Source organism: Athalassotoga saccharophila, assembly GCF_009936215.1.
In the GTDB taxonomy this organism is placed as follows: Bacteria; Thermotogota; Thermotogae; order Mesoaciditogales; family Mesoaciditogaceae; genus Athalassotoga; species Athalassotoga saccharophila.
On sequence record NZ_AP019551.1, the window covers coordinates 1842329 to 1859037 of the forward strand.

At 42.1% G+C, this 16709-nt stretch carries 19 protein-coding genes; 14 read left to right on the forward strand and 5 right to left on the reverse strand.

The window, feature by feature from the left end; all coding sequences use genetic code 11:
- Position 1: 1 nt before the first annotated feature.
- Genes radC through ATHSA_RS09175 form a run of 4 tightly spaced genes read left to right on the forward strand, consistent with a single transcriptional unit; the run spans position 2 to position 3531 of the window.
- Entirely contained in the window at positions 2-655 is a 654-nt protein-coding gene (gene radC, locus ATHSA_RS09160) for a RadC family protein (RefSeq protein ID WP_161849006.1), read from the forward strand.
- A 13-nt stretch (positions 656-668) separates the two neighbouring features.
- The gene (locus tag ATHSA_RS09165; protein WP_161848787.1) at positions 669-2078 is read left to right on the forward strand and encodes a pyruvate carboxylase subunit B; all 1410 of its coding nucleotides are present in this window, start codon (positions 669-671) and stop codon (positions 2076-2078) included.
- Between the two features lie 2 nt (positions 2079-2080).
- Positions 2081-2626, forward strand: coding sequence for a macro domain-containing protein (locus tag ATHSA_RS09170; RefSeq protein WP_174755560.1), 546 nt, complete (start codon positions 2081-2083; stop codon positions 2624-2626).
- Positions 2626-3531 (forward strand): acetamidase/formamidase family protein, encoded by a 906-nt coding sequence (locus ATHSA_RS09175; RefSeq protein ID WP_161848789.1) that lies wholly within the window; start codon positions 2626-2628, stop codon positions 3529-3531. Before ATHSA_RS09170 ends, ATHSA_RS09175 begins: the two co-directional genes overlap by 1 nt.
- Here ATHSA_RS09175 and ATHSA_RS09180 read toward each other — a convergent pair.
- Both ATHSA_RS09180 and ATHSA_RS09185 read right to left on the reverse strand, forming a co-directional pair.
- Complete coding sequence (locus ATHSA_RS09180) at positions 3518-3940, reverse strand: prepilin-type N-terminal cleavage/methylation domain-containing protein (protein ID WP_161848790.1); 423 nt, start codon at positions 3938-3940, stop codon at positions 3518-3520. The genes ATHSA_RS09175 and ATHSA_RS09180 overlap by 14 nt on opposite strands.
- A 25-nt stretch (positions 3941-3965) precedes the next feature.
- Positions 3966-4163, reverse strand: coding sequence for a cold-shock protein (locus tag ATHSA_RS09185; RefSeq protein WP_161848791.1), 198 nt, complete (start codon positions 4161-4163; stop codon positions 3966-3968).
- 177 nt (positions 4164-4340) lie between these two features.
- Here ATHSA_RS09185 and ATHSA_RS09190 point away from each other — a divergent pair, with 177 nt between their 5' ends.
- Entirely contained in the window at positions 4341-4727 is a 387-nt protein-coding gene (locus tag ATHSA_RS09190) for a hypothetical protein (protein WP_161848792.1), read from the forward strand.
- Positions 4728-4749: 22 nt separating this feature from the next.
- Here the strand turns inward: ATHSA_RS09190 and ATHSA_RS09195 are convergent, their stop codons facing one another.
- The 3 genes from ATHSA_RS09195 to ATHSA_RS09205 are packed head-to-tail and all read right to left on the reverse strand — an operon-like array spanning position 4750 to position 6551.
- Positions 4750-5109: a NifB/NifX family molybdenum-iron cluster-binding protein gene (locus ATHSA_RS09195; RefSeq protein ID WP_161848793.1), complete on the reverse strand. Its 360-nt coding sequence runs from the start codon at positions 5107-5109 to the stop codon at positions 4750-4752.
- A 2-nt stretch (positions 5110-5111) separates the two neighbouring features.
- Positions 5112-6005, reverse strand: coding sequence for an alpha/beta hydrolase family protein (locus ATHSA_RS09200; RefSeq protein WP_161848794.1), 894 nt, complete (start codon positions 6003-6005; stop codon positions 5112-5114).
- Between the two features lie 3 nt (positions 6006-6008).
- Positions 6009-6551, reverse strand: a complete 543-nt coding sequence (locus ATHSA_RS09205; RefSeq protein WP_161848795.1) for a class I SAM-dependent methyltransferase — start codon at positions 6549-6551, stop codon at positions 6009-6011.
- Positions 6552-6716: 165 nt separating this feature from the next.
- Here ATHSA_RS09205 and nuoF point away from each other — a divergent pair, with 165 nt between their 5' ends.
- The 9 genes from nuoF (at position 6717) to ruvC (ending at position 16706) form a co-directional block, all read left to right on the forward strand.
- On the forward strand, positions 6717-8567 hold the full coding sequence (gene nuoF, locus ATHSA_RS09210; protein WP_232060087.1) for an NADH-quinone oxidoreductase subunit NuoF: 1851 nt from the start codon (positions 6717-6719) through the stop codon (positions 8565-8567).
- A 16-nt stretch (positions 8568-8583) separates the two neighbouring features.
- Positions 8584-9036 carry a hypothetical protein gene (locus ATHSA_RS09215; protein ID WP_161848796.1) on the forward strand — a complete coding sequence of 151 codons (453 nt, stop codon included), beginning with the start codon at positions 8584-8586 and terminating at the stop codon, positions 9034-9036.
- On the forward strand, positions 9030-10331 hold the full coding sequence (gene mnmE, locus ATHSA_RS09220; RefSeq protein ID WP_161848797.1) for a tRNA uridine-5-carboxymethylaminomethyl(34) synthesis GTPase MnmE: 1302 nt from the start codon (positions 9030-9032) through the stop codon (positions 10329-10331). The genes ATHSA_RS09215 and mnmE overlap by 7 nt, the downstream gene beginning before the upstream one ends.
- Before the next feature lie 14 nt (positions 10332-10345).
- The gene (gene gltX / locus ATHSA_RS09225) at positions 10346-11791 is read left to right on the forward strand and encodes a glutamate--tRNA ligase (RefSeq protein ID WP_161848798.1); all 1446 of its coding nucleotides are present in this window, start codon (positions 10346-10348) and stop codon (positions 11789-11791) included.
- Entirely contained in the window at positions 11788-13152 is a 1365-nt protein-coding gene (gene cysS / locus ATHSA_RS09230) for a cysteine--tRNA ligase (RefSeq protein ID WP_161848799.1), read from the forward strand. Before gltX ends, cysS begins: the two co-directional genes overlap by 4 nt.
- 24 nt (positions 13153-13176) lie before the next feature.
- On the forward strand, positions 13177-13485 hold the full coding sequence (locus tag ATHSA_RS09235) for a DUF721 domain-containing protein (RefSeq protein ID WP_161848800.1): 309 nt from the start codon (positions 13177-13179) through the stop codon (positions 13483-13485).
- Positions 13475-15388: a DNA topoisomerase (ATP-hydrolyzing) subunit B gene (gene gyrB / locus ATHSA_RS09240; protein WP_161849008.1), complete on the forward strand. Its 1914-nt coding sequence runs from the start codon at positions 13475-13477 to the stop codon at positions 15386-15388. The genes ATHSA_RS09235 and gyrB overlap by 11 nt, the downstream gene beginning before the upstream one ends.
- The gene (locus ATHSA_RS09245; protein ID WP_232060089.1) at positions 15385-16080 is read left to right on the forward strand and encodes a DUF4894 domain-containing protein; all 696 of its coding nucleotides are present in this window, start codon (positions 15385-15387) and stop codon (positions 16078-16080) included. Before gyrB ends, ATHSA_RS09245 begins: the two co-directional genes overlap by 4 nt.
- Positions 16081-16223: 143 nt before the next feature.
- Complete coding sequence (ruvC, locus tag ATHSA_RS09250) at positions 16224-16706, forward strand: crossover junction endodeoxyribonuclease RuvC (RefSeq protein WP_161848802.1); 483 nt, start codon at positions 16224-16226, stop codon at positions 16704-16706.
- Positions 16707-16709: the final 3 nt, after the last annotated feature.

Sequence of the window (16709 nt, forward strand, 5' to 3'; positions counted from 1 at the left end):
CATGGAAAAGCCAAGAGAGCGGGCTCTAAAGCGAGGAATAGAAACTCTTAGCGATGCCGAACTTGTATCTATCCTTTTGAGAACGGGAACGAAAGGTAAGAATTTTTTGGAAGTTGCCGAAGAACTCTTAAACAAGTTCGATAATTCTTTTGTTAAAATGAAAAATGCCTCTTTTCAAGAGTTTTTCGATTCCTCTTTAGGAATAGGAGAGGCAAAATCTTTAGCCATAAAGGCGGCGCTCGAGATAGGAAACAGAATGTGGAAGGAATCTCTTAAGGAAAAGAAATTTCTTAAATCCGCAGAGGATGTTTACGATTTTTGCAAAGATATGACACTTGCGACAGTTGAGTATGTAAGAGTTATAGCGCTCGATTCTCAACTGGGAATCATAGCGGTAAAGGATTTAACAGTAGGGACTGCAAATACCTCTTTGATCCATCCACGAGAGATCTTTGGAATGGCCATAAGATATCCCTCATCTGGAGTGATAGTCATTCACAACCATCCATCTGGAAATCCCAATCCAAGCAAGGAAGATGAAGATGTAACGTACAAGATCAAAGAGGCCGGAGAGATTCTCGGAATAAAACTGATCGATCATGTTATCGTAGGATCGAAGGGTTTTTACAGTTTCTCGAAAATGTCGAAGATATGAGAGGAGGGTTCAGATGAGAGTTATAAATTTCATGGATACAACGCTTCGGGACGCCCACCAATCTTTACTGGCAACGAGAATGAAAACTTCTGAAATGCTTCCAGTACTTGAAGAGATGGACGAGATAGGATACGAAGCGTTCGAAATGTGGGGTGGCGCAACTTTTGATTCCTGTTTGAGGTATCTTAACGAAGATCCATGGGAAAGACTCAAAGAAATAAGAAAAAGGGTCAAAAAAACAAAATTGCAAATGCTTCTGAGGGGCCAGAATATACTCGGTTATTCGAATTATCCCGATGATATTCTTGAACTTTTCATAAAGAAGATGGGAGAAGATGGCATAGACGTTGTAAGGATCTTCGACGCTTTGAATGATCCGAGAAATCTCGAAAAACCTGTAGAATACGCGAAAAAATACGGTATGCACGTTCAGGGAGCGATAAGTTACACCGTTAGTCCGGTCCACACGATAGAAAAATACGTCGAATTTGCAAAATCAATAGTGGAGATGGGTGTAGATTCTCTGTGCATAAAGGATATGGCTGGCCTTTTAACCGCTCCTCAATCTTACAAACTCGTAAAAGCCCTTAAGAAAAAATTCGATTTGCCCGTTGAGGTTCATTCTCACTTCACAAGCGGCCTTGCAGATGCTGCTTACTGGGCGGCAATAGAGGCCGGGGCCGATATAATAGACACGGCGACAAGCGCTCTCGCCTACGGTACAAGCCAGCCTGCCGTCGAGCCCTTTGTCGTGATGATAAAAGACAGTGAAGAGTTCGAGACAAGATTGGATATGGAAAAGATAAATCACGTCAACGATCATTTCATAAAGGTGAGGGCAAATCACAGATCGGAAGATGTGGCGATGACCTCGATAGATTCGAGAATTTTCTCGGCCCAGGTGCCCGGAGGAATGCTTTCAAATCTTGTAAGCCAACTTAAAGCCCAAAATGCCCTTGACAAGTACGACGAGGTTATGAAAGAAATACCCAAAGTGAGAGAGGATCTTGGCTTTCCTCCCCTTGTAACCCCGACAAGTCAGATCGTAGGCGTTCAGGCTGTTTTGAACGTTTTAAATGGTGAAAGGTACAAGATGGTTACAAAAGAGACAAAAAATTACGTCAAGGGCATGTACGGAAAATCTCCCGCACCGATAAGCAAGGAGATAATCAAAAAGATCCTTGGAAATGAAAAGCCAATAGACGTAAGGCCCGCAGACCTTCTCGAGCCAGGTCTTGAAAGGGCAAGAAAGGAAATAGGAGAACTCGCCCAAAGTGATGAAGACCTTCTCAGTTACGCGCTCTTTCCGCAAATAGCAAGGCCTTTCCTCGAGAAGAAATACATTGCAAAGGTTAAAGTAGACTTCAAAATCGCAGACGACTATTCTTCAAAATTTCCGGAATCATCGATTTATCCGGTGTGATCATGAGAAGCGCAAGAATAGGAAATACGCTTATAGAGATAAAACAGTGCGATATAACGAAAGAAAGGGTTGACGCCATAGTCAATGCGGCCAATTCCCATCTCGTGCACGGTGGAGGGGTGGCACTTGCAATATCAATGGCAGGTGGCGATATCATAAACAAAGAATCCCGTGAGTACATTCAAAAATATGGTCCGATCAATACGGGAGAGGTGGCAGTTACATCTGCCGGACAGTTAAATGCGAAATTCGTAATACACACAGTCGGTCCGGTGTGGGGTGAAGGAAAAGAAGAGGAAAAACTTTCAAAAGCCTTTGAAAATGTTCTCAAAAAGGCCGAGGAACTCAATTTAAAGAGTCTTACATTTCCGGCGATAAGTTCGGGCATATATGGCTTCCCGAAAGACAGATGCGCAAGGATATTCTACGAAGTTGTAAAGAGATATTTTTCCGGCAAATCCTCGATAGAATTAGTTAGGATGTGTTTGTATTCAAGAGAAGATCTTGAAATTTTTGAAAAAGTCTTTGATTCAATTGGAGGTCTTTGATGATAGAGATAAAGAGTACAGATCATTTCTTCAATTTTTCTCCCAAAAACAAACCAGTTGTAAAGGTTTCATCTGGAACAATCTTGGAAGTTGAGACGATGGATTGTTTTTCGAATCAAATTCAAAATCCCTCAGACACGCTGAACTCGATCGATTGGTCCAAGATAAACCCTGCGACAGGGCCCATCTTTGTCGAAGAGGCTGAAGAAGGCGACACTCTAAAAATAGAGATAATGAACATATCGATAGCAAATCAGGGCGTTATCGTAAGCGGAAAGGGCGAAGGACTTTTGGGCCATCTTATGGACGATCTTCACGTGAAGATCGTTCAGATAAAAAAAGACATGATAATCTTTGATTCGAAACTTTCAATTCCCGTAAACAAAATGATAGGAGTAATAGGTGTTGCTCCCAAAAGCGGAGAGATAAGTTGTGGCATCCCAGGTCCACACGGTGGAAATATGGACAACATGATGATAACAACTGGATCGACGCTTTATCTGCCGGTATACACCAAAGGAGCCCTTTTGGGAATTGGAGATTTGCACGCTGCCATGGGAGACGGAGAGATAGGCGTAAGCGGAGTCGAAGTCGCAGGAAATGTCAAGATAAGGGTAAAGGTTTTGAAGAATTTGAAGATAAAAGATCCTGTCCTATCAGACGATCAGTACTTTACAACGATTTCATCTGCAAAGACAATAGATGCGGCTATAAAACAGTCCGCAGAGGAGATGGCAAATATTCTGAAAGAAAGATTACCATTGAATATGCATGAGATCGTTATGCTCATGAGTATATCCGGTCATGCAGAAATTTGTCAGGTTGTCGATCCTCTTAAGACCGCAAGATTCGTAATGCCAAACTGGATTCTAAATGCGTACAAATTCGATCTTACCAGTTCTTAAGCAGGATAACCCTTTCCATGGGCAGATTGTTTCCAGTCGCAATTATCGAAGGCGAATACTTCGAAACGCTTGAAGCCGTGATATCGGGATTTTTATACCACACATTTACAATCGTCAAAGTTCCACTTTTAGACACGCTCAGATCGTAGTCTTTTAAGATCTTCGATTGATCGCCAAAGTAAGGAGAAAGTTCATCTATACCAGAAGGAATTTTGCGATCTAAATAAAAAGATTGCATCACGGCTACCGTTATCTCGGAAAGATTTGTAGCAACGGTAAGGGAGCGTGCCTGATTTATTATCATCACGCCGATAGGAACGAATGCAGATATTATCGCCGCTATTATTGCCAAAACGATCAAAAGTTCTACAAGAGAAAAGCCTGCAGATCTAAAATTGCTTCGTCGCATCTTCCAGCGAAGCAATTGTTGGATATTAAGCGGGTTTAACGTTAGATGCCTGTTTCCCTTTAGGTCCTTCTGTGACATCGAAGGTCACTTTTTGATTTTCTTTTAATTCTTTGTATCCTCCGCCTTGAATGGCCGAATAATGAACAAAAATATCCGTTCCATCCTCGGCAGTTATGAAACCAAAGCCTTTCTTTGCGTCAAACCACTTTACAGTACCCTTCATTTCTTGCCTCCTTAAAATCTATCGTCTTATTATATTCCAATTTTTGCTAAAATCCAAATGAACCTATCAAAAAAATGGAAGTCAAATATGTGATTGTGCAAATAAAATTAGACGTATTGAAAGTATTTCAATTTTGGTGTATAATTCATTCTCGACAATTTCAACCTGGAGGTAATCATGTTGGACAGAGAATTAAAGGAAAAGATCGATGAAGTTTCTTCTCTCATCAACGACAGTGAGATTTACGATTATTCAAATCCGGAAATAGTCTGGGACGATGAGGCCGGATATTCCATTGAAGAAGAAGAATCCGTACTCGAGGATCTTGTATGGGGTGGAATGACAGAATCAGAGGCAAAGACCATTCTCAAAGAATACAAAGAGCGCCTTCAAAGGGCTTCAAAGATCGTCAAACAAATGATAGACGAAGGAACCATCGCTTCAGAAGATGAAATATGGGACTACATCGATGAAGACGAAGATGAGGATTTCTACTCCGATGAAGAGGAAGAAGAAGAGGATAACGAAGAATACGACGAAGGAGAAGATGAAGAAGACAGATAAGTAAAGCCGGCAAAAGCCGGCTTTAGTCTTTTAAAATATCTCCTTTGTACTGTGAATCGATTTTTCCCGAAATGTAAGCGTCAATTGCATCCTTCAAAGTTCCCGAAGCGTAGGGATAGACTTTTATGCCGTTTTCGGTCAAAATCTCGTAGGCCCTCTGGCCAAGGCTGCCAGCAACAAGTACGTTGACTTTGTTCTTGATCAAAAATGATGGCACATTGCCCTGGGCATGTTGTCCTTCAAAAGGATTTTCTCTGAATTCAACAGATTCAATTTTGCCATTTTCCAATTCGACGAAGGCAAAGAATGGAGCATGACCAAAATGTCCGGATATTTCGGCTTCCATTCCCTCATTTCCCATAACAGGTACCGCTATCAACATTTTCATTCCTCCTTAAAAAACTCTAAAGTTTTGCCCGCTATATAACGCCTGAAAAAAAGATGTGAAGTAAGATGGCCCGAGAAAAGTCTGTACTTGTGTGGCCTTCCCATCCTCTCCCAGAGATCTTTCGAAGATTTTTTTGGTATGAAAAGATCGAACAAAGCCTCAAAGAAAATTACATTTTCCGGTTTTATGAATTTTGCAAAGATCGACGGATCGTATGTAAAACATGGGTGCATCTTTTCAAGGTCTTTCAAATCGTTAAATTCTTCTATCATCCTCTCAAAAATACGATGCTTTATGTTGCAAATGAGGGGAGTGCAAAGTTTGTTCTCTTCGTAATTTACCCTCAAGACCTTTGTTGCTATGCTGTGCCATGTGATATACTCGTAATTTCCACCAGTAACAACGAAGGACCCTTTTCTTATTCTTTTGTCTATGGCCATCGAGATAGTCGCGATCATACCTCCGAAACTAAAACCCATGATGTTTATTTCTTTAAAGCCCATTCTCTCAAGATAGTCTACCCACGTCAATATCTCGGTAACTGCCTGATCAAACCTTTTTGCAAGTTGTTTGTCTGTACCCTTTATAAAAGATAAACCGCTTTTTTGACCCTCCGGCGTTCTTTCAAAGTGGTACGGAAGTACCGGCATCAAAGTCGTGTATCCCGATTTCGAAAAGATCAAAGGATAATATTTGAGATGATCGAAATTCCTCTGTCCCGTTCCGTGAATAAAAACAATGCCTTTTTTCGAATTATTTGACTTAAAAAGCAAGGCTTTTGCCCTGTCTACCCTTTCTATGCCAGAGGGCACGGGGCTTTTGAACTCGATTATCTCGATCTTATCTTCCGTGCGAGTGAAATATTCTACATCTCTTTTGGCAAGATACATAATTCATATTTTTTCAAAGGAAATAAAATAATGGTATTCGAATTCGATGTAATTAACTTCTTTGAATCCGTAAGGCTCAACTTTGGATTTCAGCATCTCTTTTGAAAATCTGAAATGTTTTGGTGGACCAAAATTCGTCTCTAATTTGAATTCGACCATATCAAGATGTGAGCCTTTTTTCAAACTTTTCGATAGCACCTTTAAAATTTCATCCTGACAATCTATATCGTGAAAAGAATTGGAAAAGAAAACGTGGGACGCATCATAAAAGTCCTTGCTTTTTATCCATTCACAGATATCTATGGCTATCTTTTCTATTTTCGGATTCGAGTAATTGGGATTTTGAAAATTATCTCCGTAGGCGTCTATGGAATAAACTTTTGCAGACAGATTTGCAAAACTCATCGAATAAAACCCATCTCCAGATCCTATATCAAACACAACGTCAGATGGTCCGAGATTGAGTGCTTTTATAACCTCAGAACTCATCGAACTTCTCAGATCACTGTTCATATTTCTGTGACGCATGAAATGTTCATGATCCATTTCATAACCTCCTTTTATTTTAAATGATTATATCACATATATGATAAAGATATACCGCTTAACAGGTTGAACTTGGTTCATATTTAGACACTCAGGTATAATATAAATGTTCTTACAATATTATAACTGAAAGGAAGCGATACCACGAAGTTAAATGAAGAACTTTTGAAAAAAATCTCTGAACAGATAAAGGGAAAAAATCCTAAAGCACATACAATTCATATATGCGCCGGCGGTGGTTGCATATCGGCAGGAGAGATATCCGTAAAAGAAGCGCTCGAAAATGAGATAAAAAAATACGCCCTCGACGGGGTCGTAAAAGTCGTCGAAACAGGTTGTATGGATGCGTGCAGTTTAGGACCTTTGATGGTCATATATCCAGAGGGTGTGTTTTATCAGAAGTTAAAGCCATCGGATGCGAAAGAGATTGTCGAGGAGCATCTTCTAAAGGGACGGGTAGTTCAAAGGTTGCTTTACAAAGGCCCGTCCGGAGAGATAAAGCCACGCGCGACAGAAGAGATTCCGTTCTTTACACGTCAGGTAAGGATTGCGACCCGAAATTTAGGAGTAATCGATCCTGCGAGTATAGAAGAATACATAGCCCGTGACGGTTACTTTGCCCTCAGAAAGGCTTTGTCTATGACGCCGGAGATGGTCATCGAGGAGATAAAGAAGAGCGGACTGAGGGGTCGTGGAGGTGCGGGCTTTCCGACAGGTCTTAAATGGGAGTTGACGAGGAAGTCGAAGTCAGATGAGAAGTATCTGATATGCAACGCAGACGAAGGAGACCCGGGCGCTTTCATGGATAGGTCCATGATGGAGGGAGACCCGCATTCATTGCTCGAGGGAATGGCAATAGGTGGATACGCAATCGGGGCGCATCAGGGATACATATACGTAAGGGCAGAATATCCTCTCGCGATAGAGAGGTTAAAGATAGCGATAAAGCAGGCAAGAGAATACGGGCTTTTGGGTAAAGACATATTCGGAAGTGGATTTGATTTCGACGTTGATTTGAGGATAGGGGCAGGCGCATTCGTGTGCGGAGAGGAGACGGCCCTCATACAATCAGTGGAAGGCAAAAGAGGTCAACCCGTACAAAAGCCGCCGTATCCTGCACAAAGCGGATTATGGAAGAAGCCGACGGTGATAAACAACGTTGAGACGCTTGTGGATGTGCCGTACATAATAAACAAGGGATGGGAAGCATTCGCGTCTATAGGGACGGAGAAATCGAAGGGTACGAAGGTATTCGCACTGGTTGGTAAGGTAAACAATACTGGACTTGTCGAGGTACCGATGGGGACGACTCTGAGGGAGTTGATCTTCGATATAGGAGGAGGGATACCGGGCGGAAAGCGATTTAAGGCAGTCCAGACAGGGGGGCCATCTGGAGGGTGCATACCAGAGGAGTACTTGGACACGCCGATAGATTACGAGTCGTTGACGAGTTTAGGTACGATAATGGGCTCTGGCGGGATGATAGTGATGGATGAGGACACGTGCATGGTAGATGTGGCGAGATTCTTTTTGCAGTTCACTGCCGATGAGTCATGTGGCAAATGCACCCCTTGCAGGGAAGGAACCTATGAAATGCTCGAGATCTTAGACATGATCGTCGATGGAAAGGGCACTATGGAAGACATAGAGGCTCTCGAAAAACTCGCAAGGGTTATTTCGAAAACGGCCCTTTGCGGACTTGGGCAGACTGCGCCGAACCCTGTGCTCTCGACTCTGAGATATTTCAGGGACGAATACGAAGCGCACGTGAAAGAGAAGAGATGTCCTGCGAAATCTTGCAAGGCCTTGATAGCCTACAGGATAGACCCTGCCAAATGTACGGGATGCACGGCGTGTGCGAGGGCATGCCCTACCGGGGCGATAACTGGTGAAGTAAGAAAGGTTCACACGATAGATCAAGAAAAGTGCATAAAGTGTGGAAGTTGCTTTGAAGTGTGCAGATTCGATGCGGTCGAAAAGATAGACGCTGTCGATTTACACGCAAAAATTGTATAATCGATACGGTGAGAACATGAAAAAAATCATCTTTTTTGCCATTTTAATATTTCCAGTTTTAACTTTTGCAGTTCAAAATACATTTTTTCTCGGAAAAAATGCCGGAGGGTATGGTGCAGGAATAAGCGAAAATTTCAACGCTTTTTATCTTGCGCAGGATTTTTCGATCAGTTTGGTTGGCACTCCTTCAATTCCTTTGATATCTCTGGATCAATCCGAAGGCATAAATTTTTCGATCCCTTTCAACGGTCTTGACTTCAACGCAAAAGGTGGAATTGGAAGTTCTTTGATCTTCTCGAAAAACGCCAACGTTATGACCTTTTGGACCGAATTGCGCGGATCTTTGTACTTCAACCGTGTGGGCATTTACACGGGAATGGTTTATCAATTCGCAGGCTTTAATCCAATCACCGGTCTTCAGTGGATGAAAGAATGGATAAACGAGTTCGGGATTGAGTACAAATGGTAATGAATGATACGATAGTTGCCATCTCTACACCTTACGGGAAATCGGCCGTTGGCATGATCAGAATCAGCGGACCTAAGACTCTCGAAATAATTAAAAAACATCTAAAGGCATCGATAAAGCCAAGGATGGCGATACACTCGAATTTCGAAGTTGAAGGAAAGGTCCTTGACGATGTCATATTCGTCTTTTACAAAGGTCCACACACGTACACCGGAGAGGACATGGCCGAGATTTTTTTTCATGGAAACTGGCTTATACTCTCAAATGCAATGAAGGCACTCATAGATTCGGGATCGAGAGTTGCCGAGAAGGGGGAGTTCACAAAGCGCGCTTTTCTCAATGGAAAGATGGATCTAACGCAGGCCGAAGCAGTCGAAGAACTCATCGATTCCACAAGCATGGTAGGCGTTGAGAATACAAGAAAGGTATTGGAAGGGAACCTAAATGCCGAAATTCTAAAGGTAAGAGAAAAATTACTCGAAATTTCTTCCGAAATAGAGGTAAGAATAGATTATCCAGAAGAATTCGAAGAAACATCTGAATATAACTTCGATCTCAAAGACGTGATCGGTAAACTTGAAGGAATGCTTTCAACCTACAATCCGGCCAAGGCTGCCATAGACGGGATAAAGGTTGCGCTTTTTGGATCTACGAATGTCGGAAAATCATCTATTTTAAATGCCCTTGTCGGCTTTGAACGCGCGATAGTGACCCCGGTCCCCGGTACAACAAGAGATACGGTCGAAGGCGAGATCTTCATAAACGGGCTAAAGGTAAAGATAATAGATACCGCAGGGATACGTGAGACAAATGATGAGATCGAAAAGATCGGTATAAACAGGACCATGGAAACCGTTAAAAATGCCGATGTGAAAGTGTACATCGTTGACGCGACTGTCGATTATGAAGAGTTGCCTGTAATAGAGCCGGACATAAAGGTGATAAACAAGGTCGATCTCGTTGACAGGAACCGTGAAGGATTCATCAAAGTATCGGCAAGAACCGGATATGGAATCGAAGACCTTAAATCGGAAATAGAAAAAATATCGAGGAAATACATCGAAAAACTTGACTCTTCAAGCAGTGTGATCGTTGCTCAAAGACAGTATTCTCTTGTAAAAGAATGTCTCGAAGAGATAAAAGAGGCATCGCGAAACAAAGAGATGGGGTACACACCGGATATAATCGCCATAAATATCCGAAACGCGATAGAAAAAATCGATCTTTTAACGGGCCGTGTTTACGTTGACGATTTGCTTGACAGAATCTTTTCTAATTTTTGTGTCGGAAAATGAATGGAGGAATTCTTATGGAAGTTAGAACAAGATTTGCACCAAGCCCCACGGGGTATCTCCACGTCGGTGGAGCAAGAACTGCGCTTTTTTCTTTTCTTTACGCCAAAAAGCACGGTGGAAAATTCATATTAAGGATCGAAGACACAGATCTTGAAAGATCGGAAAGGATCTTCGAGGATCAACTCATAGACGATTTAAGATGGCTTGGCATAGAATGGGACGAGGGACCGGATATCGGAGGACCTTACGGGCCTTACAGGCAAAGTGACAGACTCGAGATATACCGAAAATTTGCCCAAAGACTCATCGATGAGGGAAAGGCTTACGAGGTTTACGCAGAACCTGAAGAGATCGAAAAGTTAAGGGAGGAGATACTTTCAAAATCTCAGGCACCGCATTACACAAGAGAGATGCTCGAGAGACTTTCCGCACAAAAGGTGGACGAGTACAAAAAGGCAGGAAAGAAACCCGCCATTTATTTTGATATGCCGAGAAAGGAATGGATCCTTCCCGATCTCGTGAAGGGCGAGGTTAAGTTCACCGAAGATTCTACAGGAGATTTCGCGATAATGAGATCGAGCGGACTTCCGACTTACAATTTTGCCGTCGTCGTAGACGATGCGCTCATGAAGATCACGCATGTCATCAGGGGAGACGATCATCTTTCGAACACGGTAAAGCAAATGGCACTCTACGAGGCCTTTAACTTTGACATGCCACAATTCGGACATCTTTCAACGATACTTGGACCGGACAGAACAAGGCTAAGCAAAAGACATGGATCTACCTCTGTAGGAGAGTACAGGAAAAGGGGATTTTTGCCAGAGGCGCTCGTTAATTATCTCGCACTTCTGGGATGGTCCCACCCACAGCAGAAAGAGATAATGTCCATGGAAGAGATGAAGAATTTATTCGATCTCGACAGAGTATCAAAGAACCCTGCCGTCTACGATGAAAAGAAACTCACGTGGATGAATGGAAAATACATAAGGGAATCTTCAGACGAGAAACTTTACGAACTGGCAAAACCTTTTATAGTTCCAAAACTCTTTTCGGAAGAAGAGTACGTCTCGAGCAAAAAATGGATTGAAAAGGCCATAAATGCTCTAAAAAATGATTTCGATGAACTCTCATTGCTTCCGGAAAAAATGCAGATTTTCTTCGTAAAGCCGGTATGGGAAAAAGAATTTTTAGAAAGTGTCAAGAAAAGTGGCCTTGTAATCGCATACAAATTGCTTGTCGATCTTTACGAGTCTTTGGATGAATGGAGCGAGGAAAAGATAACCGAGGCGACAAGAAAGGCTGTAAAAGAGTCCAAGGTAAAGGGATCGGAATTTTACCATCCTTTGAGAAAGATTTTGACGGGCAGTGAATCGGGCCCTGACCTTGTAACCTTTATCTTTTTAGTTGGACGGGAAAATATAATCTCAAGGTTAAGAGAATTTTTGGAGGCTTTATGAGAATTTACAACACGTTAAGCGGCCAAAAGGAAGAATTCGTTCCACTTAAGCCGGGCACGGTCAAGATGTACGTGTGCGGTCCTACGGTGTACAGTTTCATTCACATAGGCAATGCCAGACCTGCGGTGATTTTCGATTCATTCAGAAGATACCTCGAGTACAGGGGATTTTCGGTGATCTACGTTCAAAACTTCACAGACATAGATGACAAAATAATAAAAGCCGCAAATGCTGAAGGAATCTCTCCGAAAACTCTGGCAGACAGATACATAAGTGAATATTTCAAAGATTCGTGTGCGCTCGGAATAAAGCCTGCGACCTACCATCCAAGAACAACGGATTTTGTAGATAACATAAAAGAATTCATCGCGGCCCTTGAAAAAAAGAAATTTGCCTATCAAAGGGGAAATGATGTCTATTTTGATGTGAGCGCCTTCCCATCCTACGGCGCCCTTTCACACAGGAATCCTGCAGATATGAGGGCCGGATCAAGAGTTGAGGTAAACGAAAACAAAGACGATCCGCTTGACTTCGTCTTGTGGAAGGGGTCAAAGCCAGAAGAGCCAAAATGGGAAAGTCCATGGGGAGAGGGCAGACCGGGCTGGCACATAGAATGTTCTGCGATGTCTACAACGCTCCTTGGAGACGCATTCGACATCCACGCGGGAGGAAATGACCTAATCTTCCCGCACCATGAAGACGAAAGGGCGCAAAGTGAGGCCTTAACAGGCAAAAAATGGGTAAGTTACTGGATGCACAACGGAATGATCTCCGTAAAAGACGAAAAAATGTCAAAATCCGTTGGAAATATCTTTAGCGCAAGGGAAGCGTTGAAAGTTTACGGGAAAAACACGATAAGGATGTATCTGCTTTCCAAACATTACAGAAGCCCGATAGAATTTTCTCCCGAAAGAATGGAAGAGGCCAGATCGGCTTTTTCGAGAATTTCAAGGGTCATAAATGAGGTGGACAAAAAAATAGGCCATGATTTCAAAGTCGTCGAGGACGAATTCGTAAAAACGCAAAGATCGAAAATGATCGAAGTCTTAGATGACGATTTCAACACTCCACAGGCTCTTTCTTTGATATTCGATTTAGTGAGCGAGATGATCTCCACAGAGGATACTGAAAAGATCAAAAAAATAAGATTCCTTCTCGACGAATGGAACTACTTCTTGGGCTTCGACTTTGAGCCAGATAGGAAAAATGCGGATGAACTCGTTGATCTTGCGATAAAATTAAGAAATGATGCGAGAATGCGCAAAGATTACAAACAGTCCGACGAGATAAGAAAGAAACTCGAAGATTATGGCATAGAGGTCATGGATTCTCCCGAAGGAACGAAGTGGAGATGGAAATAGAGTTTATATGGTATAATAATCAAGATGAGTCGAGATTTTGCAAGGATTTTGGATGATCTGGGAAAGGCAAATCCATTTTTTTCGGAATTGAAAAAAAGGGTTATTCTTAACTCTGCATGGAAGATGGTAATGGGGGAAAAGATCTCGAATGACACGTACGTGTGCGAGGGGAAGGATAACACACTTGAGATTTGGACCGAAAACCCCGTGATGGGAAATGATCTCAGATTTATGTCTTCGGAAATTCTGAAAAAAATGGAGGAAAAGGGCTTCAAATTCAAAAAAGTTACAGTCAAAAGATTAAGAGGTGGAACAAGTGGAAGTGCAGAATGAAAGCAATTACGACGCGAGTAGCATAAAAGTGCTTCATGGACTTGAGGCCGTAAGAAAAAGGCCGGGAATGTACATAGGATCTACCGGATCGGCCGGTCTTCATCATTTGGTAAGCGAGATCGTTGACAACAGCATTGACGAGGTAATGGGAGGCTTTTGCGATTGGATAAGGGTAGAGATAGCGCCGGGCAATATCGTAACTGTCGAAGATAATGGACGCGGCATTCCCGTTGATGAACATCCCGAAGAGCACAAGAGCGCACTTGAAGTTGTCATGACCGATTTGCATGCCGGCGCCAAATTTTCAAACACCATTTACAAGACAAGTGGAGGCCTTCATGGAGTCGGGGCAAGCGTTGTTAATGCTTTGAGTGAATGGATGGAAGTTTTCGTCAAGAGAAATAACCACATTTATCACCAAAGATACGAAAGAGGCGTGCCTGTTACGCCCGTCGAAATAGTCGGTGATGCGGATCAGACTGGTACCAAAACGGTCTTCAAACCTGACAGTGATATTTTTCACACCACAGAATTTGACTCAAAGATAATAGAAAACAGATTAATGGAACTTGCCTTCCTTAACAAAAATGTGACGATAGAGTTCATAGACGCAAGAGAAGAACCCAATTACAGAAAAGTCTTGCACTTTGAAGGCGGAATAAATGAGTATCTCGATTATCTTTCGCGCGGATCGAAGACTGTGATGGAAAAGCCGATCTATTTAACGGACAGATCGGGAGATTTAACCTTTGAACTATCCTTCAATTACACCGACAACTACGATGAGACGATAGAAGCATTCGTGAACAACATAAACACAATCGAGGGCGGAACGCATGTGAATGCGTTGCATACTGCGTTCACCAAAGTCTTCAACGATTTAGCAAGAAAGATCGGTATTTTGAAGAAAAACGACGATAATTTCAAAAGCAGCGATATAAGAGAAGGGCTTGTCTGCGTTTTGAGTGTGAAGGTGCCAGAGCCGCAATTTGAAGGCCAGACAAAGGCAAAACTCGGAAATGAAGATGTCGGATCGGCCCTTAACTCAATGATTCAGGAAAGACTTGCAGAGGTGCTCGAGATTGACCAGAAGAATTTGAAAAAGATTTTGGATAGAGTCATGCAGGCCGCAGAGGCAAGGATTGCCTCAAGAAAGGCGAGAGAACTTGTAAGACGTAAAAACGCGCTTGATAATACCTCTTTGCCGGGAAAACTCGCAGACTGTACGCTTAGCGGTACCGAGAATTCCGAACTCTTCATAGTCGAGGGTGATTCGGCAGGCGGTTCCGCAAAGCAGGGAAGGGACAGAAATATACAGGCCATTCTGCCGATAAGGGGAAAGATTTTGAATGTTGAAAAGGCCGGAATGGAAAAACTCCTTAAAAATGAACAGGTAAACGATATAATAGTGGCATTAGGTACAAATATAGGAGAAGACTTTGACATTTCAAAGTTGAGGTACGACAGAATAATAATAATGACAGATGCCGATGTCGATGGTGCGCACATAAGGACGTTGCTTTTGACTTTGTTTTACAGGTACATGAGACCTCTCATAGAAAATGGAAAGATTTACGCCGCGATGCCACCACTTTACAGGGTAAGTTATGGAAATAACCATGTCTACGTCTATACAGACGAAGAATTGAAGAGTGTTGTCGAAAAGATAAAGCAAGAACACAAAAACTACGAAATACAGAGGTACAAAGGTCTTGGAGAGATGAATCCCGAGCAGTTATGGGAAACGACAATGGATCCACAAAGAAGGAGGATAATGAAGATAGAATTAGAGGATGCCGAATACGCAAATGATATTTTTCAGATTCTCATGGGTAACGATGTCGAAAGCAGAAGAGAGTTCATCTCGAGGCATGCTTCTACAGTTACGAACTTAGACATATGAGCGATCAGTTTGCCATAAGGGCGAATTTTGTGCTTTTTCTTTTCGGGATAGTCTTACTCGTCTACATAATAAAGATCATTCCATCGATAAATTTCGATCCCGTTATTTACGATTTGAAGATCTCCGGAAATGAATATCTAAATTCTACATATCTCAAAAATATGGCGATGCCGGTCGGAGGGGTGAAATTTTCAAAACTCGTCATCCCTTCCGATCTTTTCATAAAATCGGCACACTTTGAATACCTCGGAAATCACGTGGCCGAATTAATCGTTAACGAAAGAAAACCTGCCTTTATTTCCTCGACCTCGATGGGATATTTTCTCACATCTTCCGATGGTGTCTTTTTGATGCCAATTTCAAAGGATGAAATTTACAAATTCATAGGCCTGCCTATATTCTTTGGAATAGAATCCTTTAATTTTGACAGAGACGGAATTATAAATCCAGTGCTTTTGAATGAAGTTAAGACTATATTTTCCTACCCGGACTGGTTTAAAAAGTTGATCCTCGAGGTAGATTTAAAGACAAACACCATCTACTTCACAAAGGGCATATCGATAAGATTTAAAGACTTTAACCTCAACGAAGGAGAGGAAAAGGTCATTCTCTCGATAATTTCTTCGGCCCCCATAGGCACAAGGTATTTACTCGTAGACAACAACTTCATCTCACTTTCATCGGCCTTTTAACGTCATATATTTCTTTATTAGACAAGAGTTTGACCTTTTTTAACCGATCTGATCTTATTTCATGGAATGTTAACTTCCATCTTTTCAAACTCTTCATCTTATTGTGAGGAGAGTCTAAACTCACAAAGATATAATATCCCTTGATGAGAGATAAGAAAATCCTTGGAATAGATCCGGGCTTTGGAATAATAGGATATGGCCTTATAGAAGTTCAAAATAAGACTGAGTCATTCGTCGACTGTGGTGTTATAAAGACAGATCCAAAGAGGCCGCTGTCTGAGAGGCTTCTTGAGATATACGAAGGGATTTGTCATCTTATAGATTCTTTAAAGCCAGACGAGGTTGCCATAGAGGAACTTTATTTCTTCAGAAATGTAACTACGGCTATCTTCGTTGGAGAGGCAAGAGGGGTTATAATTTTAGCCTTTGAACAGAAAAAGATTCCCATATACGAGTACACTCCCATGGAGGTAAAGATGGCCGTTACCGGCTATGGGAAGGCTACCAAAAGACAGGTTCAGGAAATGGTAAGAATAATGATGAAGATGGAGAATATCCCGCGACCGGACGACGCCGCAGACGCTTTGGCGATAGCGTTGTGCCATGCACATCAAATAAGGTTATAGAAG